This is a genomic window from Metabacillus sp. KH_069 (genome assembly GCF_057838075.1).
On sequence record NZ_CM174460.1, the window covers coordinates 4,177,074 to 4,201,254 of the forward strand.

The following is a 24,181-nucleotide window of genomic DNA, read 5'->3' on the forward strand; positions in this document are numbered from 1 at the left end:
AGGAAAACGAATGAAGCTGCATAACGGTTCTCTATACTGGCCTAAAACGGTCAATGAGGTTCAGGCATACCCTGAACTTCAAGATACAATCACATGCGATGTCCTCATCGTTGGAGGCGGAATGTCAGGTGCTTTGTGCGCCCATACCCTTTCAAGATATGATTTAAATACAATAGTAGTCGAAAAAAGAACCGTCGGCAGCGGCAGTTCAAGTGCCAATACGGGACTGCTGCAGTTTTCAAATGATATGATGCTGCATGAATTCATCAAAAAAATGGGCGAAGAGCAAGCGGTCCGTTTTTATAAAATGTGCTTAAAAGCGGTAGATGAGCTCGAACTTGCAGCTAAAAGCCTGCCCAAGGAAGTCGATTTCATCAGAAGAAAAAGCTTGTACTATGCAAGCACCTCTGGCGATAAATCAAAACTAAAAAAAGAGTTTAAAGCTCTATCTAAGCACGGTTTTCCTGCAGAGTTTTTGAAAAAAGATGAAATTAAAGAGCGATTCGGATTTGAGAAGCCGGCTGCTCTTTTGACAGATGGCGATGCTGAAGTGAATCCATATAAATTCATTCAAGGTTTAATGGAAGACGCTCATCACAAGGGGGTGCGTATTTTTGAGAACACCGAAATTGAAGAGACAGACAGAGATGATGAATATGTCTATTTTCAATCCGCTCATGGCAGAATTGCTGCTAAAAAAGTGATCTATTCTACCGGCTATGAAACCATTCCTTTTGCGAAAAAACTTGGTGCCGAAGTGAACAGAACATATGCAATCGTGACAACGCCAGTGAAGTTTCTTGATCATTGGGAAGACCGAAGCCTGATCTGGGAAACAAAACGTCCCTATTTCTATATGAGGACAACGGTTGACGGCAGAATTGTAGCCGGAGGCCTGGATGAAGAAAAAATGGAAGCTCCAACAAATGAGGAAATCATCCGCGAACGCGGTCAGCGGCTACTGGATAAAATTAAAGAGCATTATCCGAGCTATGAAATGGAAGTGGATTCCGTATGGGGTGCAAGCTTTGGCGAATCAGACGACGGTTTGCCGTTCATCGGAAAGCATCCAAAGAAAGACAACGTCTATTACTGTCTTGGCTATGGGGGAAATGGAACGGTCTATTCCATGCTTGGCGCTGAAATCTTGAAGGATCTTATTCTTTATGACTCTCACCCTGATGCAGAGATTGTGAGGCTGGACAGATAATGGCAGCTGTTCAATAAATCTCTAACAGTAAAAAGAATGTTTTCCCTGCCTGCTTTTTTCTATGAAAATAATTAATGGCTTCAGTCGCCTTAACGGTTCAAAGCTTAAAAAGTGGCGTCATTCCCTTTAATGCTGCCGCTTTTAACGGATCAAATCATAGAAAGTGGCGTCATTCGCCTTAGTGCTGCCACTTTTAACGGTTTAAATTATAGAAAGTGGCGTCATTCGTCTTAGTGCTGCCATCTTTAACGGTTTAAAACATAGAAAGTGGCGTCACTTGCCTTAGTGCTGCCACTTTTGGTGGGCAAGGTCGCCAAAGAAGGGGCTGTCAAATTTATAAACAGCCTCTTTTTTTATGCAAAAACGCAAAAAAAACAGCACCGCCAATTGGCAATGCTGTTCTATTTATTTCTTCTTTTCATCATAGTATTGAACGGGATACATGGAGCCTTCTGAGACCATGTTATTATCATCAATATCTTGAGGATCTGGATGACCCGCTTTGTCAACCGGGAATGAATCAGTGTTTTTGCGCGCAAAATATGGAATCTTGTTTTTGGCGCTATTCACGAATCCTGTTACCTTTTGACGGTTAGACTTATCCTTTAATAAATAGGATGTCACTCCGACTCCGACTGTTGATAAGGCAATACCTGAAATTAATGTTTTCTGTCTCATACAAGTTGCTCCTTTCGTCTAGCAATTTGTTGCTTACTTTTAATTACCCGCTCTCATCTTACACAAAACATTAAATTATTGCTTCGTGCTTTGTTGAATTTTTTCCGCACTTAGTGCTGTATCATTCATATAGCTTGCGATTTTCTTATTGTCATCGTTAAGTGTTTCAATTGTGGCACTCATCTCTTCCATGCTTGCTGAGGCTTCTTCGATTATGGCGGCAAGTTCATTTGTAGATTTTTCGACACTGATTGTATTAGCTTCAACATCTTGTGCAATAGCTTCAAACCCGCTAAAGCTCTGGGTGATATTCTTCAATTTCCCCTTCAATTGATTGAAGCTTGCACTTACCTCTTTTGTAAACTGAACGCTGTTTGACAAGTTAGTGCTGCTTACGGTCATTTTCTCCTCGGCCTCTGCACTTGTTTGATTGACTTGCTTTAGGTTTTCAGTGATTTTCTTCGTTGTGTCATTCGTCAGTTCTGCAAGCTTGCGGATTTCCTGAGCGACAACAGAAAATCCTTTTCCGGCTTCTCCCGCTCTTGCAGCTTCAATCGAAGCGTTTAAGGCAAGTAAGTTTGTTTGCTCCGTGATTTGCCTGATGTTATTTGTGAATTGATTGGTTTCTTCTATTTTTAAATTAAGAAGCTTGAAGGTCTCATTTAATGCGACTACTACCTCTTGCAAGTGATCCATTTGGTTCGAAAGCTGATCGGCCTTTTCTCCGCTTTTGTCAGCTATATCGCTTGCCTGCTTGGAATCTTGATTCAATCGTGATGATAGTTCACTCAGTTCTTTTATCGAAAGCATATTATTATGTGCGTTCTCGGCAATCTCGCTGATTTGTTCGCTTTGAATCTGGCTTCCGGCTGATACCTCATTAATGGCAATCGTCATTTCAGCCTGCGCTCTTGCATTTTGCTGCACACGGTCATTCACTTTTGAAATGTGATCCGCTATCCTGCCTACTTCCCTTTCAAGGTTTTGCTTCTGCTCTTCTTTCATTTTTGCATCGGCCTCTGCACCTGCAATGAAGTCCTGAAGCTGCTTAAATTGCTTATTGTTTAAGCGGATTAAAACACCAAGAAGAACACCGGCCAAGACATATGTGATCATGATCGCCCCAATGCTGTCCAGAATAATTGCTTGTTCCTCAGAGGGGACAAGTGCATTGACTATTAGTCCAATAAATCCAGCTATATAACCGATGGCAAACACAATTGGATGGTATTGAACTGCTGAAAAGATGGCCAGAAACAGCATAATGGCAACCAATGAAAGATTCGCCCCGGTTATAAAAATCGACACTGTAGTAGCACTATAGATCATCACAACGCTGAAATACGGAAATAAGAATTCTTTTTTTATAATGAAATGAAAAAGTACATAAAACAAAAGGAGTAAAATAAGTTCAGTTAAATAGACAGGACTTTGTTCGTATTGTTTTGTCATAAGGACATAAATAAAAGCCAACAGAGCGGACGTTCCAAATGTAAAAAGCATCAGCTTATTCTTGCTCTTCAAATCTTCGTATTTTACTTTCTCTAAAGCTGTCATAATTTCTCCCCTGTTATCAATATCTTTTATTTTTTATATCGACAGCGCTTCCACTTTATTTATATCCATAAAAAAATAAACGCTGCACCAAAGATGCAAGCGTTCAGATTTTACCTTTTCTTCTTATTCCGGCTGTAAATATCAAACCATACGGCAAGGACCAGAATGCTTCCTTTTACAATCAGCTGCCAGTACGCATCGATGTTCATGATGCTCATGCCGTTATCTAGACTTGCCATTACCAGTGCTCCGATGATTGCGCCTGGAATGGTGCCGATTCCCCCCATTAAGCTCGTTCCGCCGATGACACAGGCTGCTATCGCATCTAGCTCATACATGTTCCCTGCCCCAACTGTTGCCGCATTTACGCGAGCTGTAAGAACAAGACCTGCAATGGCGGCAAGTGTATTCCCGAGAACGAAGACAAGCAGAATTCTCCGTTTCATGTTAATCCCCGACAGGACGGCTGCTTCCGGATTTCCCCCAATCGCATAGACCTGTCTGCCAAACACGGTCTTTTTTGCAATAAAGTGAAACACGACTGCCAATAAAATCACGGTGATAAACGGAATGGGAATGCCTTGATATTGGTTCATCAAGTAAACGAACGTAAAGATCAGCAATCCAAATCCAACAGATGTAATAAGTGTCCAATTCATGGAGAGAACTTCAAATCCGTACTTAATTCTCGCATTGCGCTGTCTGATTAAAAAGAAGACGGCAAGAATAAAGGCGATCGCGCCAATCACAAGACCAACTGCAGGAGGCACATATCCCTGACCGATAAATTTCAGCTCAGGAGAAAGAGGTGCGACTGTCATACTGCCCGTAATCCCCGTTAAAATCCCGCGGAAGATCAGCATGCCTCCAAGAGTGACGATAAAAGCAGGCACCGCCCTGTAGGCAATCCACCAGCCCTGCCATAAGCCAATCAGTGCTCCTAATAAAACCGTTGCGATGATGACCGGCACTGTATCCCAGCCAAGCCACACATTCATGATCGCTGCAACTCCCCCTGTCAATCCGACAAGCGAGCCTACAGAGAGGTCAATTTGGCCCGATACGATGATCAGGACCATGCCGATTGCTAAAATGGAGGTAACAGACATTTGCAAAAAGAGATTGGATAAGTTCCTTGGTGTTAAAAAGGTATCATTTAATACAGAAAATAAGATCCAGATAACGATTAATGCCCCAATCATGGAATATGCGCGGATATCAATTGTAAAAAGACTAATCTTTTTTTCTTTAATCGGTGTTTGCTGTTTATTGATATTCAAGTTCGTATTCATCCTGCAAGTCCTCCTGTCGCTGCTCTCATGATCTTTTCCTGTGTCGCCTCTTCCGCCTGAAATTCCCCTGTGAACCTTCCTTCGGACATAACCAAAATCCGGTGACTCATGCCCAGTACCTCAGGCAGTTCTGACGAAATCATAATGATGGCCACGCCCTCTTTCACAAGCTCGTTCATAATATTGTAGATTTCAAGCTTGGCTCCTACATCAATTCCCCTTGTCGGTTCATCCAGAATCAGCACCTTTGGCTTTGTCATCAGCCACTTTCCGATAACCACCTTCTGCTGATTCCCTCCGCTCAGTGTGCCCACAACGGTTTCAACCGAAGGAGCTTTTATCCTTAACTGCTTCAGATACTGATTCCCACTGTGAATCTCTTCATTCTGATTGATCATGCCATACGATGAGATGCGCCTCAGGCTTGGCAGAGTCACGTTATTTTGAATATCCATGTTTAATACGAGCCCAAATTTCTTGCGGTCCTCCGAGACGAGCGCCAGGCCGTTTTCGATTGCATGCTTGACTGATTTATTTTTTGCAGCTTTGCCGTCTATCTCTATCGTCCCTTGAGATAAGCCTGCATATGCCCCGAATAAACTCATTACAAGCTCTGTTCTGCCAGATCCCATCAAACCGGCAATGCCGAGAATTTCTCCTTTTCTGACCTGGAAGGAAACAGAATCGATTACTTTTTTTCCTGGCAATTCCGGATGATAGACACTGTAATCATCCACCTTCAGCATCGTTTCTTTAGGATTCGCGATCATGCGGGGATACCGGTCTTTAATCTCACGACCAACCATGTACGCAATCACTTTATCCTCAGTCATGTCTTCCGCTCTTTGAGAAGTTACGGTTTTTCCGTCCCGCAAAACCGTGATGGTGTCTGCGATTTCAAACACCTCTCCCAGTTTGTGAGAAATATAGATGCACGTGACGCCCCGCTCTTTAAATTCTTTTAAAATAGCGAGCAGGATCTTAACCTCCTGCTCCGTAAGTGCGGCAGTCGGTTCATCCAGAATGAGTATTTTTGCATTTTTGGAGAGAGCCTTGGCGATTTCGACCAGCTGCTGCTGGCCGATGCCGAGTGTCCCGGTAATCGTATCTGGGCTGACACCCTTTAAGCCAACCTCCGCCAGCCATTTTTCACACACCTGGATCATCCTATTTTGATCAATGATGCCAAACGCGGCAGGTTCATTCCCGAGAATTAAATTTTCAGCTACCGTCATTTGTCTGACCAGTGCAAGTTCCTGATAAATAATCGAGATGCCGGCTTTTTCTGCATCCTTGATCGTTTTAAAGGACTGCTCCACTCCTTCAACAGAGATGGAACCTGTATAAGTGCCTGCAGGATAAAGACCGCTGAGCACCTTCATTAAGGTTGATTTGCCTGCACCATTTTCACCGCAGAGTGCATGGATTTCGCCTTTTTTCACGTTAAATGTTACGTTATCAAGGGCTTTGACGCCGGGAAATTCTTTTGTAATTCCGATCATTTCTAATACTGATGACACCGCAGGTCCTCCTTTAGCAAATTCCATTTTTTCGGGTTCTTTCTAGAAAAAAATGCGGAATACTGTGCATTCCGCATTTTCATTTCCTTTTATTTATAAACGTCCTCTTTTTTATGGAAGCCGTCTTTAATGATGGTGTCATCGATGTTATCTTTGTTCACCGCAACCGGATCGAGCAATAAAGATGGCACGTCAATTTTGCCGTTGTTCACTTTACCGTTCGTTTCCACTTTTTCGCCGTTCGCCATTTTCACAGCTAAGTCCGCTACCGTTTCAGCAATCAATGTGATTGGTTTGTAGACGGTCATTGTCTGTGTGCCTTCTACGATGCGCTGTGCAGCTGCAAGCTCAGCATCCTGGCCTGATACTGGAACCTTCCCGTCCAATCCTTGTGCAGCAAGCGCCTGAATAACGCCGCCAGCCGTCCCATCGTTCGCTGCCACTACAGCATCGACTTTATTGTTGTTTGCAGTTAAAGCATTTTCCATGTTCGCAAGTGCGTTCGCAGGATCCCATTCTTCTGTCCACTGATCGTAAACGACTTTGATATCGCCGCTGTCAATTAACGGCTGAAGCACGTTCATTTGTCCTTTTTTGAAAAGGTGGGCATTGTTATCTGTGTCTGCCCCTTCAATTAAGACATAGTTTCCTTTAGGAACAAGCTCTGTGATAGCTGTTGCCTGCATTTCCCCTACGCGCTCATTATCGAAAGAAACGTATAAATCCACATCTGAGTTTTTGATTAAGCGGTCGTATGAAATAACCTTTACATCCTCTTGATGAGCCATTTCTACAATCGAAGCCGCTACCTCTGCGTTATGAGGAACTACTACTAAAATATCAACGCCCTGGCTGATTAAGTTTTCAGCCTGTGCAATTTGCTTTGCATCATCGCCATTTGCTGCCTGTACATTTACCTTCGCGCCAAGTGATTCCGCTTTTTCTACGAACAAATCACGGTCGCGCTGCCAGCGTTCTTCCTCCAGCGTATCCATCGAGAATCCAATCACTAATTCATCATCATCTTTAGAACCGCCGCCATCCCCTTTAGTCGGCTCAGATCCTGAGTTATTGCATGCAGCTAGACCAAACACAAAAACCATCAGCATAAACAGCATAAAAAACTTTTTCATTTCCCCATCCCCCTTTGGACATTCCATCTTACAAGACTAACTTTATCATCTGTGTAAGCGTTTTATTTAAAGTGATTCCTGTACTTTTTTAAGATATATAGCATTATTTTCAGAATAATAGCAACCGCTTTCATTCTTCAAAAAAAGGCTGTACCGCTAATTGTTCATCAGCGATACAGCCTTTTTATTCCGCCTATCAATGAGAATGAGTGTCTTCTTCTTTTTCCTCATGGACATAGGGCTGTGCAGGAGGTTTTATTTTTGAGATTTTCTTAATTTGCAGATAAGGTACCTCAGTGGATGAATAAGCCGTTGTACTTAACTCCCCTGAAACACTGACCCACTGATTATCTTGAAGATCTTTTGCCTTTTCCATCGTGGAAAGCAGTCCATACAATCCGTCATGCTCATCCGCACAGCACGGATCACCGCTTCTTGCAACCACAAATTGCGTATCCGAAAAATCCTTTTCGCGGTGGACAAATCCAGTCAGTTCAACCTGTTTTCCCGCAAACTCCTTTGGAAAACGGTCTAGAACATCCAAAATAGAAATGTAATTTTCATTTGAAAGAATGATTGTATCCCTCTTCAATAAATCATTCTTTTGATCTTCATAATATTCATCAGGCTTCTCTTCCCCATGATGATCATCTTCAAGCTCAGGTTTATATTTTTCATCCAGCTTTTCCATATAGCCATCAGGATCTTCTAAATACTCTTTAGCATTTGCCAACGGTTCTTCTTTTTTCTGAGAAGCTTCTTGTTTTTCCGGCTCTTTCTCTACTTTTTCCGGCTGCATACTCATGGCAAAAACAAATACAATACTTCCTATGATCAAAAGACCTAAAGCGGCCGTTAAAAAATTTTTCATCTTTGTTAACTCCTACTCGGGTTGAATTTCGGGAACTGCCTTCTCTCAGTTTAACAAAAAAGAAGGAAGTTTCGGCAAGAAATAAATCTCTGATTCTTTAATGGGATTACTAACTCCTTATCTTTTTACAAGCATCATTTGTATGCGTGTGTATTTTAATACAATTGATATCATTGAAAACAAACTCTCAAACCTTATATTTTGGTTGCGTTTCCAACTATATTTCCACGAATCTATCAAAAAACTATTGCATATAAATGCAAATTAATGCAAGATTATGTATATGTTATTTTTCATTATCACTTAAGGAGGACAGCCGGATGGAACATCTTGGATGGGTTTCAATCATTCCGCCACTATTAGCGATTGTGGCAGCACTTGTGACCAAAAACGTTATTATTTCATTATTTATAGGGACTTTTTCAGGAGTTTTAATTTTAACTGGGGGTATGCCGCTTAGTGCAACTAAAACCATCATCAGCGATTATTTGTTTTTCCAATTAACAGACGGATATAATGCGGGAGTACTTGTACTGCTTGTTTTTATCGGAGGATTTGTGGCACTGATGGAAAAGTCAGGGGGAGCCGCTGCCTTTGCAGAAAAGGTCATCCGATTTTTAAATTCAAAGGCGAAAACACAATTAGCTGCGTGGTTTGGCGGTATTATTATCTTTTTCTCAGATCTCGGTACACCGCTCCTGGTAGGCCCAATATTTGAAAAAATATTTGATAAAGCAAAGATCTCAAGAGAAAAGTTAGCGTGGATTATTGATTCTACCGCTTCCCCAGTCGCCGTCCTTATCCCCTTTATCGGGTGGGGCGTTTATATCATGGGATTGATTCAAAAAGAGTATGACAGCTTGAACATTACCGAAACAGATTGGGATGCATTCATACAAGCAATCCCTTTTCAATTCTATCCTATCTTAGCAGTATTGATGGTTCCGCTTGTTGCCTTAACGAAGCTGGAGTTTGGCGCAATGGCAAAAGCTGAAAAGCGAGTACAGGAAACCGGCGCTTTATTCTGGCCGAACTCAAAACCAATGAGAAAGCCCGACAATATGACAGAACTTCAGAATACAAAGAGCAAGGCAAGCTTAATCTTTGTTCCTCTCCTCGTATTACTTGTCACTTTATTTGGAATGCTGATTCCTCTCGGGTTTCCATTTGAAAAAATTGATGGCAGCGCATTCCGTGTCGCTTTAACAACTGCCTACTTATTCGCAGCGATCGTATTGATTGGGCTGATGGTTTTCTATAAAGTAAAAAAATTCAATGAAGTTTTCGATATCTATTTGTCAGGCATGCAAAGAATGATGACTGTCGCAGCCATTCTTGTATTAGCCTGGTCCCTTGGTACAGTCATGAAAAACTTAGGAACGGCAAACTATGTAGTAGAAATCATGGATGGAAACATCCCTGTCTATTTGATCCCGATTATTCTATTCGCGGGTGGCGCATGTATGTCATTTGCCACGGGAACGTCATGGGGCACTTTCGCCATCATGATGCCGCTTGCTATTCCGATGGCTGTACATCTTGATGCTTCAATCTATGTCTGTATTGGAGCCGTGTTGTCAGGAGGGATTTTCGGGGACCACTGTTCGCCGATATCTGATACGACAATCCTATCTTCTACAGGAGCAGGCTCGGACCATATTGATCACGTAAAGACACAGCTTCCCTATGCCTTATTAAATGGCGCGGCTGCACTTGCTGCTTACTTGATTGCAGGTTTAACTTCAAGCGTTCTTTCCCTTGGAGCGGCTATTCTGATCATGATCGCAGCAGTTGTCGTAATTTCAAAATGGCAAAATCAAAAAATGGTCGGGGCCGACAAAGGCAATTATCTCAATTGAGGGTACTAGCATAAGAATTAAAAGAACAAAAAACAGTGGATTCTACAATAGAATTCACTGTTTTTCATTTAATTACAACAGACTCAAACCCTAGCTCTGACCAATTTTATTAGTCAAAAGGGAATCCTTATACTGACTAGGAGACTTCTTGCACACTTTTTTAAACACACGGCTGAAGTAGTTCGGATCGTTGTAGCCGACTTCAAACGCAATTTCTTTTAAGCTGTGGGAGCCTTTTTCCATCATCTTTTTGGCTTTTTCGATTCGGCATTTTGTTAAATAATCGATGTAGCTGATGCCTAGCTCTTCTTTGAAAATTTTGCTGACGTACTGCGGGGAGAGGTTGAACTCCTTTGCCATTGCCTCAAGCGACAGATCGGTGTGGCAGTTTTTCTTGATGTGCTGCTTCATCCGGTTCGGAATATCGTCCTGAAGATTTTCAGTCGCCTGTTTGTATTGGCTGATCACATCTTCCAAAATAAAATTCACTTCTGTTTTCATTTGCAAATATGATTTTGCACTGAAAGAAAAGACTGGTTTTCTGATCACAAAGCCCATTTCATCCAAGTAGCGGATCATCAATGTCATCGTGTCATAGACTTTTTGCTCTGCTTCAGCAAGCGGGTGCTGAAATTTTTCAAAGTACCCGGTCATCGTCTGAAAATGACTGCGGACCCCTTCCCATTTGCCGATCCGCAATTCCTCCAGGATGAGCTCTTCAATGTGGTGCATTTCTCTGTCTTTCATTTCTTCATTGGAGACCATATCGCTGTAAAAGCTGTACCTGGCTCCAGAACCAGCTGTTATAGAGGCACGGAGCGCTTCGTAATACGATTGTCTGACTTGCTCGAGCGCCGGGTATGCCTTGCCGATTCCGATCGCTGCAGATGCCGAGAATAAGCCTTTGAGATTATTTAAGATTTTTTGAACGAGGGCTATGGCGTTTCTGCGGTAATGGTGCAGCTCTCCTTCTGAGAAAACAATAATCGGAACCTGCAGTCCTGACATCGGTCCGACCCACCCTTTTGATTGAAGCTGAATGGTTCTTTTTAGCTCTCCGTACATTTGCTCAATTGGACCTGTCAGTGAATCCTGTGAAAAGTGAACTAAGAGGACAAAGGATGGCTGTGTTTGGTCGACATCGAGCAGATTCATGCATTCATGAAGATGAACATCATGAACGTGATCAAAAAGAAGCTGGGTGACAAGATCGGCTTCCACAATCGGAATCATTTTTTGAATGCGTTCCTCTGTTTTTTGCTTTTTTTCTGATTCTAGTCGATCCATTTCAATATCGTTAATCACCTTTTGAATGGTTGATAGAATGACTTCCCGCTTGCTCGGCTTTAATAAATAATCCTTCACACCGAGCCTTAGCGCTTGCTGGGCATAATCGAATGTATCATAAGAGGAGACAATTAAGATCTTGGCATTCGGGACGATTTTTTTAATTTCTTTAATGGCTTCAAGTCCATTAATGCCAGGCATCTTGATATCCATCAAAATAATATCCGGCTTATGCACCGAGGCTAGCTCAATCGCCTTTCTCCCATTCTCAGCCAAGCCTACAATTGAAATGTTTTTAAAGTCGATTTCAATCATTTTTTTCAGCGCCAGTCTTTCAATTTCTTCATCTTCCGTAATGAGCAGCTTCATGATCTTCGCTCCTTTCTATTGCAGGAAATTTTATTGAAACAACTGTCCCTTTGTTTCCATCCGCATGAATTTCCATCACATCATGCTTATTGGTAAATAAACGCAAGCGCTGAACAACATTTCGCAGGCCAATGCCTGTCGACTTGCTTTTGATCGAATCCGCCTGTATATCTGAGAGGACTTGTTCTTTTATCTCATCAGACATCCCGCAGCCTTCATCCTGCACAGTGACATGAATCTCATTATCCTTCCTGAGTACACGAACCACAATGGACCCGCCCTGTTCATAGGGCTCTACCCCATATTTAAACGCATTTTCCACAATCGGCTGAAGAAAAAAGGCAGGAACCTGAGTCTCCAGACACGCTTCCTCAATTTCAAAACGATAAGAAATTCGAGATGAAAACCTCGCTTTTAAAATCGTCAGGTATTCCTTTACTAAATCAAGTTCATCACGGATCGTCACGTTTTCATCTACACTTCTGAGATTGTATCTCAGCAGATTGGCAACGGTCGATATCAGGTCGCTCGTCTCAAATGCATCCTCTAAGTATGCTTTTTTTGAGAGGGTGTTTAAGGTGTTAAAGAGGAAATGCGGATTGATTTGATTATGGAGCCTCTTTAATTCACTCTCTTTCAAAAGGAGCTGATATTCTTTAATCTCTTTTTCGAGCTTCGCTTTCTCCTTTATTTCTGCAACAAGCTCTTTAATATTTTCCCGCATCCGGTCAAAGGTTTTGGCAAGAAACGAAATTTCATCATTGCTGCTGACCTTGATCGGATGGTCAAAATTACCGGCTGCCACCTCTTTCGCTCCTTGAGTTAAAAGGTAGATGGAACGGGTAATGCCTTTTGAAAACCAATAGGAAAAGGCAATCGATATGATCAGGACAATGCCGAGTATCCATAAACCGAGGGAGCGAAGATGGTTCGTTACTTCAATCATGGATTCATAAAACTGCTTTTGATTGGTCAGCTCTTTTTTGAATAAAAGAAGAGTTGTTTCGTCAATAAATTTAGATATTTGCAGGGCTTCATCGTATGCAGCCTGTGAATTTTGCCGCTTGTCCAGCTTGTGCATCATGACGGTTAAATCCATCGCTTCAACCTGGCTGTCCAGCATGTAAATGTAGTCGGTTAAAGCAATGGCATTGGCCTGATTTTTCAGCTGATCCAGTTTCTTCTTTGAGGCGTTCAGCTGATCCCTGTAGGTTTCATAGCTAGTCTGATTTTCAGGCGACGGCGTGCTGATATACGCGCTTAGCTTTGCCAGTGCTGTCCCGCTTGTTGTAGAAACATGATTTAAAAGCAAGTAGCGTTCAAGGATATTGTTATACTCATAAATAGATTTTTGGTTGATATAGCTGATCGCTGTCCAAAATGCCCCCATAATCAGAATAATCATTAGCGACATGGTCAGGATTTTTCTCTGAATCCGTGTCACGGCCTGCTCCCCTCCGTTATCACGTTTGTTTCCGTATACGTGGAGACAGGCAGCGGCAAATCTTCCTTTTCTAGCCATTTCACAATCGTTTCAACACTTTTCACTCCCATTAAAGAATGACTGTGATGGATGGTCCCGGCAATCTTGCCGCTTCTTAAAAGATTCATCGTTTCCTGGGTATCATCAAACGTATAAATTTCATATCCCGACAGGGCAGATCTTGATTCAATCGTTCTTACAATTAAATCGCCATCATCTATTCCCGTTCCAATCAGCATCTTCATTGATGGATACAGATTTAGAAGGTCATTTGTCTGTTCCTCTGCATGCTGCCTGTCTGTTTCAACTAGTTTAATAGAGGATGCCTTCAAACTGTCCTTTAACCCTTTTATTCTCTGTGTTTCAATTGAAGTGATATTGTTCCCCTTGATAATTCCAATGGTTTCATTCTTTTTTACTGCCTTTTTTATATAGTTCCCCAGTTCTAGACCTGTTTCATAATGATTGGATCCGATAAAAGATTTCCGGAGACTTCCTGGCAGATCCGCCATAATCGTAACAACTGGAATTCCCTTCATCGTTGACTTCTGAATCATTTCTGAAAACGAAGGATCGTCAATACCTAGGAGCATAATTCCATCCACCTGTGAGGAAATCGCCATATTCATTGCTTTTTGCAGCTCTTCATTATCAGGAAGATTGGTCCCTTTAATATCAAGGCTTACTTGGAGTTTCCGTGCCGCTGCCTCCACCCCTTTAATCACCTGATTCCAATACGCATCACCCAGGTAAGGAGAAATTAAAACAAGCCGGTACCGGTACTCCTCTGCATCTGCCTGAGCTGAAAAGGATTGACTGGATTGATAGATTTGAAAAAGCTGATAGAGAGGAAAAATAGAGATCAGCAAAAAAACAAACAGAGCCAGCTTTAGTCGCCGCTTCATAGAATCACCATTTCATAGGACTTTTTAATTAATTATAAGGGTTTGCGGAGGTTTGTAAACGCTTATATTTTGTGTGGTTTGTATCGAAGGTATCTTATTGTGGTTCATTGTGATGGAGAGGAAATATTTACTAGAAAAAGAGGTATTATGGTTTTAATATGGCTGGTTTGCTGCACTTACTTACGTGCACGGCCCATCTTAGTTGTTGCATAACTCAATTTAATGCACTTTGTTATGTGAACGGTCACTGTTTGTTGCATCATATTCCCCCTTAGTCCGATACAAAACCAAAAAATCCCCAGGAACCAATATCCCGGGGATTTCATAGTTTAGATTTTATTCTGTGATACGTTAATTCGATTCATTGCTCGGCGCAAGGCAAGTTCAGCACGCTTGAAATCGATATCGTCTGTACTTTTGTTCAGACGCTGTTCAGCGCGTTCTTTTGCGGATTGTGCACGAGTTAAATCAATATCTTCTACAGTCTCAGCAGCTTGTGCCAAGATTGTGACTTTGTCAGGCCGTACTTCTAAAAAGCCGCCGCTAACAGCCACGAGTTCCGTGGATTTTCCTGTTTTTAACCGAACTGCTCCGATTTGAAGAGGAGCCACCAACGGAATATGACCTGGCAAGATTCCGAGCTCACCGCTTTGAGCCTTTACGCTTACCATTTCGACGTCTGCATCGTAAACTGGGCCATCGGGAGTAACGACATTGACTTGTACTGTCTTCATACTCTATACCCTCCTGCGTCCCAAAATTATACTTCTACACCCATGTTCTTCGCACTTGCGATAACATCTTCAATGCGTCCAACCAGACGGAAAGCATCTTCTGGAAGATGATCGTATTTGCCTTCAAGGATTTCCTTGAAGCCGCGAACTGTTTCTTTAACAGGAACGTAAGAACCTGCCTGACCAGTAAACTGCTCAGCTACGTGGAAGTTTTGGGATAAGAAGAATTGAATACGACGTGCACGGTGCACGACTAATTTATCTTCGTCATTAAGCTCATCCATACCAAGGATCGCAATGATATCTTGTAATTCTTTGTAGCGCTGAAGTGTTTGCTGAACTTGACGTGCAATATTGTAATGCTCTTCTCCAACAATTTCAGGAGATAATGCACGAGATGTAGAAGCAAGTGGATCCACAGCCGGGTAAATACCCATCTCAGAAAGCTTACGCTCAAGGTTAGTTGTTGCATCTAAGTGAGCGAAAGTTGTTGCAGGAGCCGGATCCGTATAGTCATCGGCTGGTACATAGATCGCTTGGATCGATGTAACAGAACCAACGTTTGTAGACGTGATGCGCTCTTGCAATTGACCCATTTCAGTAGCAAGTGTCGGCTGGTAACCAACGGCAGATGGCATACGGCCAAGAAGGGCTGATACCTCTGAACCTGCTTGAGTGAAACGGAAGATGTTATCCATGAAGAAAAGAACGTCCTGTCCTTGGTCATCACGGAAGTATTCAGCCATTGTAAGACCTGTAAGTGCAACACGCATACGTGCGCCAGGCGGCTCATTCATTTGTCCGAATACCATCGCTGTTTTCTTGATAACGCCAGAATCAGTCATCTCATGGTAAAGGTCATTTCCTTCACGAGTACGCTCTCCAACACCGGCGAATACAGAGATACCGCCATGCTCTTGAGCGATGTTGTTGATAAGCTCCTGGATAAGTACAGTTTTACCTACTCCAGCACCACCGAAAAGACCGATTTTTCCGCCTTTGATGTAAGGTGCAAGAAGGTCTACTACTTTAATTCCAGTTTCAAGAATTTCTACCTCAGTAGAAAGCTGATCGAATTTAGGTGCTAATCTGTGGATTGGGTCACGACGGGATTCAGCAGGAATTGCTGCATCCAAATCGATATTATCACCTAATACGTTAAATACACGTCCAAGTGTAACATCACCAACTGGTACAGAGATTGGTGCACCTGTATCTAATACTTCACTTCCGCGAACAAGGCCATCTGTTGATGCCATCGCAACGGTACGAACTGTGTCGTCACCTAGGTGAAGGGCAACTTCCAATGTTAATTCTGACGCTGCTTCGTTTTCGCTGCGTCCTTTGAATGTAACTTTAAGGGCGTTATAGATTTCAGGAAGCTGACCGCTTTGGAACTTTACGTCAACAACCGGACCCATAACTTGAGTAACGCGTCCTTTATTCATCGTTTTCCCTCCTAACTTGCTAGTGCAGAACATTTCTGTCTATGAAACCCATCTATTGGGCCTGTATGTCTATTCGAGTGCCGCAGCTCCGCCGACGATTTCAGTGATTTCCTGTGTAATCGCAGCCTGACGTGCACGGTTATAAGAAAGTGTAAGACTGTTAATAAGTTCTTTCGCATTGTCTGTCGCATTTTTCATCGCTGACATACGCGCAGCATGCTCAGAAGCTTTACTGTCTAAAAGTGCTCCGTAGATGAGACTTTCAGCATATTGTGGTAATAACACTTCTAAAATCTCTTCCTCAGAAGGTTCAAATTCGTAAGATGTTTTCTTAGTAGAAACGGCTAGATCAGAAAGAGGAAGAAGCTTCGTTTCTGTCACGTCCTGCTGAATCACACTTACGAAATGGTTGTAATACACATAGATTTCGTCAAACGTTCCATCATTGAACATATTAACTGTGTTTGTTGCAATATCTTTAATCTCAGCAAATGATGTGTCATCTGCAATACCTGTCACTTCAAGAGCGATTTGAACACCGCGTTTCTTGAAGAATTCACGTCCGATTTTACCAATTGCAATTACAGCGTACTCATCTTTCGACGTGTGGCGCTTTTGGATTGCCTGGTGTACAGCACGCAAAACGTTACTGTTAAGGGCACCAGCTAATCCGCGGTCAGATGTGATCACAAGATAGGCTGTTTTCTTAACGGGACGGCTGACAAGCATTGGATGGGACGCACCCGTGCTTCCTAAAGCTATGTTTGCAACCACCTCTTGTATCTTATCCATATAAGGCACAAACGCTTTTGCGTTGTTTTCGGCGCGGTTCAGCTTTGCGGCTGAAACCATCTCCATTGCCTTAGTAATCTGGCTTGTCTTCTTCGTTGAGGTGATTCTTGATTTAATGTCGCGTAATGATGCCAAAGGTTCTCACCACCTTTTTATAAAAATCAACCTGATTCATTATCTTAAGATAAAGTATGAAGGCCGGCCTTCATACTTCACCTCATTATTCAGTAATCGCGAATGTTTTTTTGAATGCAGCAATAGCAGCCTGGAAGTCGTTGTCTTCCGGAAGTCCGCCAGTTGTGCGGATATGATCAAGCAATGCTTTATGGTTTTGCTCCAAGAATACATAGTACTCTTCTTCAAAGCGTTTAATATCTTCAACCGGGATATCATCTAGGAATCCTTTAGTTAAAGCGTAAAGAATCGCAACTTGCTTTTCAACGCCAAGAGGTTTGTTCAAGCCTTGCTTCAAGACTTCAACTGTACGCGCTCCGCGGTTTAATTTCGCTTGAGTTGCTTTATCAAGGTCAGATCCGAATTGAGCGAATGCTTCTAGCTCACGGTAAGAAGCAAGGTCAAGACGCAGTGTACCAGATACTTTTTTCATTGCTTTGATCTGTGCAGATCCTCCAACACGTGATACAGACAGACCGGCGTTAACTGCTGGACGTACACCTGAGAAGAATAAGTCAGACTGCAAGAAGATTTGTCCATCAGTGATGGAAATTACGTTTGTTGGAATGTATGCTGATACATCTCCAGCTTGTGTCTCAATGAATGGAAGAGCTGTTAATGAACCAGCGCCCTTTGCATCACTAAGTTTTGCAGCACGCTCAAGAAGGCGTGAATGCAAGTAGAAAACGTCACCAGGATATGCCTCACGACCTGGAGGACGGCGTAATAATAATGAAAGTTCACGGTAAGCAGATGCTTGTTTTGTTAAATCATCATAAACAACCAATACGTGCTTGCCGTTGTACATGAAATGCTCACCCATTGTTACACCAGCATAAGGAGCTAAGAATAATAGCGGTGCAGGCTGTGAAGCAGATGCAGTAACAACGATTGTGTACTCTAACGCGCCATTTTTACGAAGTGTTTCAACTACGCCGCGGACAGTTGATTCTTTTTGTCCGATTGCAACGTAGATACAGATCATATCTTCGTTCTTTTGGTTTAGGATCGTATCGATGGCAACAGATGTTTTACCTGTTTGACGGTCACCGATGATTAACTCACGCTGTCCGCGTCCGATTGGAATCAGAGAGTCAATCGCTTTGATTCCTGTTTGTAATGGTTCATGAACAGATTTACGATCCATAACGCCTGGAGCCGGGCTCTCAATTGGGCGTGTATGTGTTGTTTCGATTGGACCAAGGCCATCAACAGGCTGTCCTAGAGAGTTTACGACGCGTCCGATTAACGCTTCACCAACCGGTACTTCCATGATGCGTCCAGTACGGCGAACTTCGTCACCTTCACGGATATCAGAGTAAGGTCCGAGGATAATGATACCTACGTTGTTTGACTCAAGGTTTTGAGCCATACCCATTACGCCGTTTGAAAATTCAACAAGCTCTCCAGCCATGACATTGTCGAGGCCATGAGCACGGGCGATACCGTCACCAATCTGGATAACTGTACCTACATCACTAACTTTGATATCAGACTGATAGCTTTCGATTTGCTTTTTAATCAGTGCACTAATTTCTTCTGCTTTGATGCTCATGAGTTTCACCCCTATCTACGATCTTTTTGCAACTAGTTGTCGCTCTATACGTTCAAGCTTTCCGCTTATACTTCCATCATAAATGCGATTGCCGATACGAAGCTTCACTCCGCCGATCAGGTTTTGATCGATAACATTTCTCAAACGAAGAGATGTTTTGCCGATTTTTTTGGCAAACGTATCAGACAGCGCTGTTAATTCATCTTGATCTAATAATCTGACAGAGTAGACAATCGCGTCTTCTGTGCCGCGCTCATCATTTGCAAGCTTCACAAAATGCTCAGCAAGCTCAGGAATCACACTGATTCGCTGACGTTCAATCAAGAGGAGAATTGTACTTAAAACAGGTTGAGATAAAGAAGCAAACGCTTCACTCATCATGGATTTTTTCTTTTCTAAGAGCACTTTTGGATGTGTAAGCACGTTTAATAATTCCGGATTACCTTTTGTGACCTTTTCGATCACTAGCAGTTCCTCTTCGAACTTGTCAATCGTGCGGTTTTCCTTGGCGATTTGAAAAAGAGCCAACGCATAGCGAGCTGCAACTATTTCTTTACTCATCGGCCTTCGCCTACCTCTTTAATATAATCTTGGATAAGCTTTTCTTGTTCTTTCTCGTTTAATTCTTTTTCAATAACCTTTGTAGCAATTAAAATAGATAATGAAGCTACCTGCTCACGAAGAGCGGCAACAGCTTGCTCTTTTTCCTGAGCAATTTCTTTAAGCGCAGACTGCTTCAGGCGATCTGCTTCTGAACGAGCTACAAGGACGATTTCTTCCTTTTGCTTTTCACCAAGCTTCTTCGCACTTTCCACTAAACCTTGTGCTTCAACTCTTGCCTGCTTTAATAGTTCACGCTGTTCTTCTGCAAGCTTCTTCGCTTCTTCATGCTTCGCTTCAGACGCGTTGATTTCAGATGCAATGTGCTCTTCACGCTGTTTCATGATGCCCATTACAGGTCCAAGAGCATATTTTCTCAGCAATGCAAGTAGGATTAAGAAAATAACCAGCTGGAATACAATGTCTCCAGTATTTAAAGATAAACCTGCACCAACTACTAGATTTGACGTTAACATTGCCCGGTTTCACTCCCTTCAAGAGTTCCATGATGGGTTACTATCAAAAAAAGCACGAGATTGTTCTGTTTGATTCTCGGCCGCATATTTTAAATAGAAACATAAAGCAATGGCGAAGAAGGGTAAAAAACGATCTTCGCCATTTATGTAGAGAACCTGTCTCTTTATTAACTTCCTAATACGATAAACGCGATAACTACGCCGATGATCGGAAGTGCCTCAACTAACGCGATACCGATGAACATGATTGTTTGAAGCTTACCTTGCAGTTCAGGCTGACGAGCAACACCTTCTACTGTACGTGAAACGATAAGACCATTACCAATACCGGCACCAAGTGCCGCTAAGCCGATTGCAATTGCAGCTGCGATTAAATTCATTATATAAATCCCCTCTCAAAATATTAAAAAGTTTTTTGATTCTGATGAAACGGTTGAAACATATTAATTAATGGTCGCTGCTCACTTTGTGAGACATATAAACCATTGTTAACATTACAAAGATAAATGCTTGGATGGAACCTACAAAAATACTGAATGCCTGCCATAACATCATTGGCACTGCGGCAGATAAAGCGCCGATCGGACCAGTTACTGCAAGTCCTGCGAGAAGTCCCAAAAGGATTTCACCAGCATAGATGTTACCGTAAAGACGCAAGCCAAGAGTCAATGTGTTAGCAAACTCTTCTATGATCTTAATCGGGAAAAGGAACGCCATAGGTCGGAAGAAATCCTTCCCATACTCAGATGTGCCTTTCATTTTCACACCATAGTAGTGTGTCAATGCCACGATCATAACAGCAAGAGTCAAAGTAATCGTTGGATCTGCTGTCGGTGATTTCCACCATAGTTCATGGTTTACAGCAATTGAAAATGGCAGCCCGAGCATATTTGATACAAATATGTACATTAGGAGCGTAACGCCAAGCGTAAGAAATTTCCCGCCTGTATGCCAGTCCATGGAGCTGTTGATGATTCCTTTGACGAAATCCATGATCCATTCAAAGAAATTCTGCATCCCTGTCGGCTTCATTGCCAATTTGCGAGTGGCCAGTACCGCTATTAAGAAAACGATAACACTTGCAACAGTGATCATTAAAACGTTGGATAAGTTAAAAGTAAGGCCTAAAAACTCTACTATAGGAGCTCCGTGATGCAATAGATTCACCTCTCTTCCGGCTAAGCGCGTGAGTGTTGAAAAACATAATCTATCATAATGACAATGTAAACTGTCATTAATCCAATAATGACACTAACCATATTCAGATATTCGGGAAACTTGATCGCGAGCAGGGCAGCTAAACCAGCTGACGCCAATCGTGATGCAGTGCCGAGTGACCTGACCTTCCTGTTCTGCTGAATCGCTTCACCGAACTGAACTTGCTTGCGCACCATTGACCATAAGTTGAACAAACTGAGTGCTGTTCCAAGCGCCAGTCCCAAAAAGACAGACTGATACCCGGTAAATCCCCAGCCTATGGCATAAAAGGACAATAGGTAGAACATATACTTGCGATATCTGTGGTACATCTGGTGCAAATCAAACATGAATGATTCAGTCTCCTGAAAAAAAGTGGTGGACTAGCTTGATCATCGCGGAAATACCGATTCCGAGCCCAATGAACAGTCCTATGATCATAAAAAGCGGTTCAGTCTGGAAATATCGGTCGAGCCATCTTCCTGAAAAGATGCCAATTAGTGTTGAACCGACTAGCTGAGACAGAATGCCTGTCATTAGTGCCATGGCCTGCATTGGATGACGCTCTTTTTTGCGCATTCACAAGTCCTCGCTAATAGATTAATAAAGGGTTTTTCTGGGGATAAAAACTGGAAATGAAAGGCTTATGAAAACCTTATCATTTACCCTCGTCTAGCATACAATAGGCACTAGTCAATGTCAATTGCTTTAAAACCAAAAACTTGACAATCACAAAAGCCTATCACAAAAAGTTCACAATTGAACTTTAGTGCCTATTCTCCCCAGGATTTTCAAGGATAAGATCTGTTTCAATCGTATCCTCCCTGCTGCCTTTTTTCGCAAAGATGACCGCTTTATAGAGGCCGTCTTTCAGCTTAAGATCATCCTTTTTGAATGTCTTCCTTATAACCCCTCTTTGGAGATTCCTGCCCCAGTCAAGAAAGCCCTCAAATCTGAGTGTATCCGGGTCATAAAGGGCAATTCCCATTTCATCGGCACCGCCCGGCAGATAAAACTCGTATTTATACGTTCCTGCGGTATCACCGAATCCAAATTCAAATCCCATGACACGGGGATAATCCGGTTCATCCACTACATATAGATAAGGGATCTTTTCGATTCGTCCGCCTGCTTCCACCTCAATCCAGCCATGATGCAGTCCAGCTTCCATCCCGTTTGAATAAATATCCAAGGTGATGAATACATTCTTTTTCTGTTTTGGTTCTACCTCCGCTTTTTGCGGAATCTTCCATTGAAGACCTTTTGTATAGGAAGGATAGATGAAAGTGTATGTCTTTTTTTCATCCGACTGGTTATCAAGAGTCAGCTTCACTTTTTTCTGGATCCGGTCTCCGTGCAGAGGAACTTGTCCGAATGACAATGAACCGGGATACAGGAGAAAGTCCGTTTCCAGCGCACGGGTCAAATCAATTCTTCCCGCTCCCTGCTCGATGGGTTCATAGTAGGTTCCGTTTTTGTTTTTCAAAGGCTCTGCTGAATTCATTAAGGCCGCTTTGATTTGCTCGGGATTCCAATCAGGGTGCGCCTGTTTTAAAAGAGCGCTTGCTCCAGCTACATGGGGCGCCGACATACTTGTTCCCTGCAGGCTTAAATACCCTTCCGGAACGGTGCTGTCGATTGCAACACCAGGTGCAACCACATCCGGTTTGATTTCCCACGAATAGGTGACAGGACCTCTTGAACTGAAATCTGCCAGCTGGTCGGATTCATGCTGATAGGCTGTTCGGACGAGGGCGCTATTGTTCAATTGCTTTTTAAGCCATAATCCATCCTCTTTTGAAATGGAAACCACAGGAATGCCTACTTCTAATTCAAGGTTACCTGCGAAATTGCCTTTCATGTTGTTGTAGATAATGATTGCCTTAGCTCCGACTTTTTCGGCAAACAGCGCTTTTTCAGTAAAGGTTATTTTGCCTCTCTCTACGAGTACAATCTTCCCTTTCATATCTGCTTTATATTGGTGCTCTTCACCAATGCCTGCAAACACGATTTCTTCCCCTTGACTCAGCTTCCATTCTTTTGACCCGGCAAGGGCTGTAATCGGAACCATTTTCCCCGCTCCGCTCAGCTTTAGGTAAGGTATTTTTTGCGGAGGAGTGGATGCCCCGACGGAAATGGATTTGCTTGATGTGCCCGGCGAGCCGATTGTCCATACTCCAGGACCGGAGTTCCCGCTTGATGTCACTGCCACGATTCCGTGTTCAACTGCACGATCCAGTGCGAGACTTGTGGGCCAGTCAGGTCCATTAACTGTATTCCCAAGCGACAAATTTAACACATCCACTTTATCTTCAATCGCTCTTTCGATAGCCGCTATCACTTGTTCGCTGGTTCCGTATCCTCCAGGACCAAGCGCCCGGTAAGCAATGATTTCCGCTTCCGGTGCTACGCCCTGAAGTTTTCCATTCGCCGCAATGATCCCGGCCACATGTGTCCCGTGCAGCGTTTCCGTTCCATCTGTCGCTTTTGTTTCCATCGGATCGCTGTCTCCGTCTATGAGATCGGCTCCCCCGTGATAGCTTCGGGACAAATCAGGATGTGTATAATCAATGCCGGTATCAATAATGCCGACCTTTACACCTTTGCCCCTCAGCCGTTCATGTTGAGCATCGAATTTTCCGCGCACTTCATCCCCGCCGATAAACGGGACACTCTCTTCAAGATCCACATGATAGGCCGTAACCGGGCTCGCGTGCACAACATGAGGTTCTTTTTGAAGAGCATCAAGATCTTTATGCCTGCCAGAAAGTGTGAATCCGCTGAATACCTTTTTAAAAGTGCGTCGAATGTGAACGTTTGGATACGTTTGCTTTATTTTTTGCGAGAAGGCAGCTGCATGTTCTTTTTCAACAACAATCATGATCGTTTCTGCCTTATCCGGTGATTCTTCAGGAATAGGAGGGATCGCCGGAAACGTTTCTGCTTGAGCTGAAAAAGAAATCAGCGTGAAAAATAAGAAAGAGAGCGTGCATGTTCGGACCATTTTTTGTCACCTCTCTCTTATTCTTTTCTAAGGGAGG

Annotated in this window: 22 protein-coding genes; 2 read left to right on the top strand and 20 right to left on the bottom strand. The window is 42.8% G+C overall.

Translation table 11 applies throughout. The features are described 5' to 3' along the window. Positions 1–10: 10 nt before the first annotated feature. Entirely contained in the window at positions 11–1,210 is a 1,200-nt protein-coding gene (locus tag AC3ISE_RS21010) for an NAD(P)/FAD-dependent oxidoreductase (protein WP_489222483.1), read from the top strand. Positions 1,211–1,615: 405 nt separating this feature from the next. On the opposite strand, the gene AC3ISE_RS21015 is transcribed toward AC3ISE_RS21010, so the two are convergent. The 6 genes from AC3ISE_RS21015 to AC3ISE_RS21040 all read right to left on the bottom strand — a co-directional run bounded on the left by AC3ISE_RS21015 (position 1,616) and on the right by AC3ISE_RS21040 (position 8,261). Beyond that, a complete protein-coding gene (locus AC3ISE_RS21015) occupies positions 1,616–1,888 on the bottom strand; it encodes a hypothetical protein (protein ID WP_489222484.1) in 273 nt (90 codons plus the stop codon). 75 nt (positions 1,889–1,963) lie between these two features. Then, positions 1,964–3,445, bottom strand: coding sequence for a methyl-accepting chemotaxis protein (locus tag AC3ISE_RS21020; RefSeq protein ID WP_489222485.1), 1,482 nt, complete (start codon positions 3,443–3,445; stop codon positions 1,964–1,966). A gap of 110 nt (positions 3,446–3,555) precedes the next feature. Continuing rightward, entirely contained in the window at positions 3,556–4,737 is a 1,182-nt protein-coding gene (locus AC3ISE_RS21025; protein WP_489222486.1) for a sugar ABC transporter permease, read from the bottom strand. Then, positions 4,734–6,239 carry a xylose ABC transporter ATP-binding protein gene (locus tag AC3ISE_RS21030; RefSeq protein WP_489224399.1) on the bottom strand — a complete coding sequence of 502 codons (1,506 nt, stop codon included), beginning with the start codon at positions 6,237–6,239 and terminating at the stop codon, positions 4,734–4,736. Before AC3ISE_RS21030 ends, AC3ISE_RS21025 begins: the two co-directional genes overlap by 4 nt. Before the next feature lie 107 nt (positions 6,240–6,346). Then, complete coding sequence (gene xylF / locus AC3ISE_RS21035; RefSeq protein WP_309193275.1) at positions 6,347–7,390, bottom strand: D-xylose ABC transporter substrate-binding protein; 1,044 nt, start codon at positions 7,388–7,390, stop codon at positions 6,347–6,349. Positions 7,391–7,586: 196 nt separating this feature from the next. Continuing rightward, the gene (locus AC3ISE_RS21040; protein ID WP_489222487.1) at positions 7,587–8,261 is read right to left on the bottom strand and encodes a TIGR03943 family putative permease subunit; all 675 of its coding nucleotides are present in this window, start codon (positions 8,259–8,261) and stop codon (positions 7,587–7,589) included. A 320-nt stretch (positions 8,262–8,581) separates the two neighbouring features. Here AC3ISE_RS21040 and AC3ISE_RS21045 point away from each other — a divergent pair, with 320 nt between their 5' ends. Beyond that, positions 8,582–10,120 (top strand): Na+/H+ antiporter NhaC family protein, encoded by a 1,539-nt coding sequence (locus AC3ISE_RS21045; RefSeq protein WP_489222488.1) that lies wholly within the window; start codon positions 8,582–8,584, stop codon positions 10,118–10,120. A 90-nt stretch (positions 10,121–10,210) separates the two neighbouring features. Here the strand turns inward: AC3ISE_RS21045 and AC3ISE_RS21050 are convergent, their stop codons facing one another. From AC3ISE_RS21050 to AC3ISE_RS21115, 14 genes are all read right to left on the bottom strand, one after another. After that, a complete protein-coding gene (locus AC3ISE_RS21050) occupies positions 10,211–11,776 on the bottom strand; it encodes a response regulator transcription factor (RefSeq protein WP_489222489.1) in 1,566 nt (521 codons plus the stop codon). Beyond that, positions 11,751–13,220, bottom strand: coding sequence for a sensor histidine kinase (locus AC3ISE_RS21055; protein WP_489222490.1), 1,470 nt, complete (start codon positions 13,218–13,220; stop codon positions 11,751–11,753). The genes AC3ISE_RS21050 and AC3ISE_RS21055 overlap by 26 nt, the downstream gene beginning before the upstream one ends. Next, positions 13,217–14,164 carry a sugar ABC transporter substrate-binding protein gene (locus tag AC3ISE_RS21060; protein WP_489222491.1) on the bottom strand — a complete coding sequence of 316 codons (948 nt, stop codon included), beginning with the start codon at positions 14,162–14,164 and terminating at the stop codon, positions 13,217–13,219. The genes AC3ISE_RS21055 and AC3ISE_RS21060 overlap by 4 nt, the downstream gene beginning before the upstream one ends. Positions 14,165–14,493: 329 nt before the next feature. Next, positions 14,494–14,898 (bottom strand): F0F1 ATP synthase subunit epsilon, encoded by a 405-nt coding sequence (locus tag AC3ISE_RS21065; RefSeq protein WP_070877088.1) that lies wholly within the window; start codon positions 14,896–14,898, stop codon positions 14,494–14,496. A gap of 26 nt (positions 14,899–14,924) precedes the next feature. Next, positions 14,925–16,346: a F0F1 ATP synthase subunit beta gene (gene atpD, locus AC3ISE_RS21070; RefSeq protein WP_070877087.1), complete on the bottom strand. Its 1,422-nt coding sequence runs from the start codon at positions 16,344–16,346 to the stop codon at positions 14,925–14,927. 69 nt (positions 16,347–16,415) lie between these two features. Beyond that, entirely contained in the window at positions 16,416–17,273 is an 858-nt protein-coding gene (gene atpG / locus AC3ISE_RS21075) for an ATP synthase F1 subunit gamma (RefSeq protein ID WP_309193286.1), read from the bottom strand. Between the two features lie 85 nt (positions 17,274–17,358). Continuing rightward, complete coding sequence (gene atpA, locus AC3ISE_RS21080; RefSeq protein ID WP_070877085.1) at positions 17,359–18,867, bottom strand: F0F1 ATP synthase subunit alpha; 1,509 nt, start codon at positions 18,865–18,867, stop codon at positions 17,359–17,361. Positions 18,868–18,882: 15 nt separating this feature from the next. After that, on the bottom strand, positions 18,883–19,428 hold the full coding sequence (locus tag AC3ISE_RS21085) for a F0F1 ATP synthase subunit delta (protein WP_489222492.1): 546 nt from the start codon (positions 19,426–19,428) through the stop codon (positions 18,883–18,885). Continuing rightward, positions 19,425–19,943 carry a F0F1 ATP synthase subunit B gene (gene atpF / locus AC3ISE_RS21090; protein ID WP_489222493.1) on the bottom strand — a complete coding sequence of 173 codons (519 nt, stop codon included), beginning with the start codon at positions 19,941–19,943 and terminating at the stop codon, positions 19,425–19,427. The genes AC3ISE_RS21085 and atpF overlap by 4 nt, the downstream gene beginning before the upstream one ends. A gap of 167 nt (positions 19,944–20,110) precedes the next feature. Next, positions 20,111–20,323 carry a F0F1 ATP synthase subunit C gene (gene atpE, locus AC3ISE_RS21095; protein WP_029283354.1) on the bottom strand — a complete coding sequence of 71 codons (213 nt, stop codon included), beginning with the start codon at positions 20,321–20,323 and terminating at the stop codon, positions 20,111–20,113. A gap of 67 nt (positions 20,324–20,390) precedes the next feature. Beyond that, the gene (gene atpB, locus AC3ISE_RS21100; protein WP_489224400.1) at positions 20,391–21,101 is read right to left on the bottom strand and encodes a F0F1 ATP synthase subunit A; all 711 of its coding nucleotides are present in this window, start codon (positions 21,099–21,101) and stop codon (positions 20,391–20,393) included. A gap of 20 nt (positions 21,102–21,121) precedes the next feature. Continuing rightward, positions 21,122–21,490, bottom strand: a complete 369-nt coding sequence (locus AC3ISE_RS21105) for an ATP synthase subunit I (protein ID WP_070877081.1) — start codon at positions 21,488–21,490, stop codon at positions 21,122–21,124. 7 nt (positions 21,491–21,497) lie between these two features. Next, positions 21,498–21,719 carry an AtpZ/AtpI family protein gene (locus AC3ISE_RS21110; protein ID WP_070877080.1) on the bottom strand — a complete coding sequence of 74 codons (222 nt, stop codon included), beginning with the start codon at positions 21,717–21,719 and terminating at the stop codon, positions 21,498–21,500. 187 nt (positions 21,720–21,906) lie between these two features. Further along, positions 21,907–24,144 carry a S8 family serine peptidase gene (locus AC3ISE_RS21115; protein WP_489222494.1) on the bottom strand — a complete coding sequence of 746 codons (2,238 nt, stop codon included), beginning with the start codon at positions 24,142–24,144 and terminating at the stop codon, positions 21,907–21,909. Positions 24,145–24,181 lie beyond the last annotated feature (37 nt).

Excerpts from the sequence above, each read along its gene's own strand:
- AC3ISE_RS21010 (WP_489222483.1), top strand. The coding sequence starts at position 11 with ATGAAGCTGCATAACGGTTCTCTATACTGGCCTAAAACGGTCAATGAG.
- AC3ISE_RS21060 (WP_489222491.1), bottom strand. The coding sequence starts at position 14,164 with ATGAAGCGGCGACTAAAGCTGGCTCTGTTTGTTTTTTTGCTGATCTCT.
- xylF (WP_309193275.1), bottom strand. The coding sequence starts at position 7,390 with ATGAAAAAGTTTTTTATGCTGTTTATGCTGATGGTTTTTGTGTTTGGT.
- atpD (WP_070877087.1), bottom strand. The coding sequence starts at position 16,346 with ATGAATAAAGGACGCGTTACTCAAGTTATGGGTCCGGTTGTTGACGTA.
- atpA (WP_070877085.1), bottom strand. The coding sequence starts at position 18,867 with ATGAGCATCAAAGCAGAAGAAATTAGTGCACTGATTAAAAAGCAAATC.
- AC3ISE_RS21050 (WP_489222489.1), bottom strand. The coding sequence starts at position 11,776 with ATGAAGCTGCTCATTACGGAAGATGAAGAAATTGAAAGACTGGCGCTG.
- AC3ISE_RS21040 (WP_489222487.1), bottom strand. The coding sequence starts at position 8,261 with ATGAAAAATTTTTTAACGGCCGCTTTAGGTCTTTTGATCATAGGAAGT.
- atpF (WP_489222493.1), bottom strand. The coding sequence starts at position 19,943 with ATGTTAACGTCAAATCTAGTAGTTGGTGCAGGTTTATCTTTAAATACT.
- AC3ISE_RS21025 (WP_489222486.1), bottom strand. The coding sequence starts at position 4,737 with ATGAATACGAACTTGAATATCAATAAACAGCAAACACCGATTAAAGAA.
- AC3ISE_RS21020 (WP_489222485.1), bottom strand. The coding sequence starts at position 3,445 with ATGACAGCTTTAGAGAAAGTAAAATACGAAGATTTGAAGAGCAAGAAT.
- AC3ISE_RS21105 (WP_070877081.1), bottom strand. The coding sequence starts at position 21,490 with ATGTTTGATTTGCACCAGATGTACCACAGATATCGCAAGTATATGTTC.
- AC3ISE_RS21015 (WP_489222484.1), bottom strand. The coding sequence starts at position 1,888 with ATGAGACAGAAAACATTAATTTCAGGTATTGCCTTATCAACAGTCGGA.
- AC3ISE_RS21065 (WP_070877088.1), bottom strand. The coding sequence starts at position 14,898 with ATGAAGACAGTACAAGTCAATGTCGTTACTCCCGATGGCCCAGTTTAC.
- AC3ISE_RS21085 (WP_489222492.1), bottom strand. The coding sequence starts at position 19,428 with ATGAGTAAAGAAATAGTTGCAGCTCGCTATGCGTTGGCTCTTTTTCAA.
- AC3ISE_RS21115 (WP_489222494.1), bottom strand. The coding sequence starts at position 24,144 with ATGGTCCGAACATGCACGCTCTCTTTCTTATTTTTCACGCTGATTTCT.
- AC3ISE_RS21045 (WP_489222488.1), top strand. The coding sequence starts at position 8,582 with ATGGAACATCTTGGATGGGTTTCAATCATTCCGCCACTATTAGCGATT.
- AC3ISE_RS21030 (WP_489224399.1), bottom strand. The coding sequence starts at position 6,239 with ATGATCGGAATTACAAAAGAATTTCCCGGCGTCAAAGCCCTTGATAAC.
- AC3ISE_RS21110 (WP_070877080.1), bottom strand. The coding sequence starts at position 21,719 with ATGCGCAAAAAAGAGCGTCATCCAATGCAGGCCATGGCACTAATGACA.
- atpE (WP_029283354.1), bottom strand. The coding sequence starts at position 20,323 with ATGAATTTAATCGCAGCTGCAATTGCAATCGGCTTAGCGGCACTTGGT.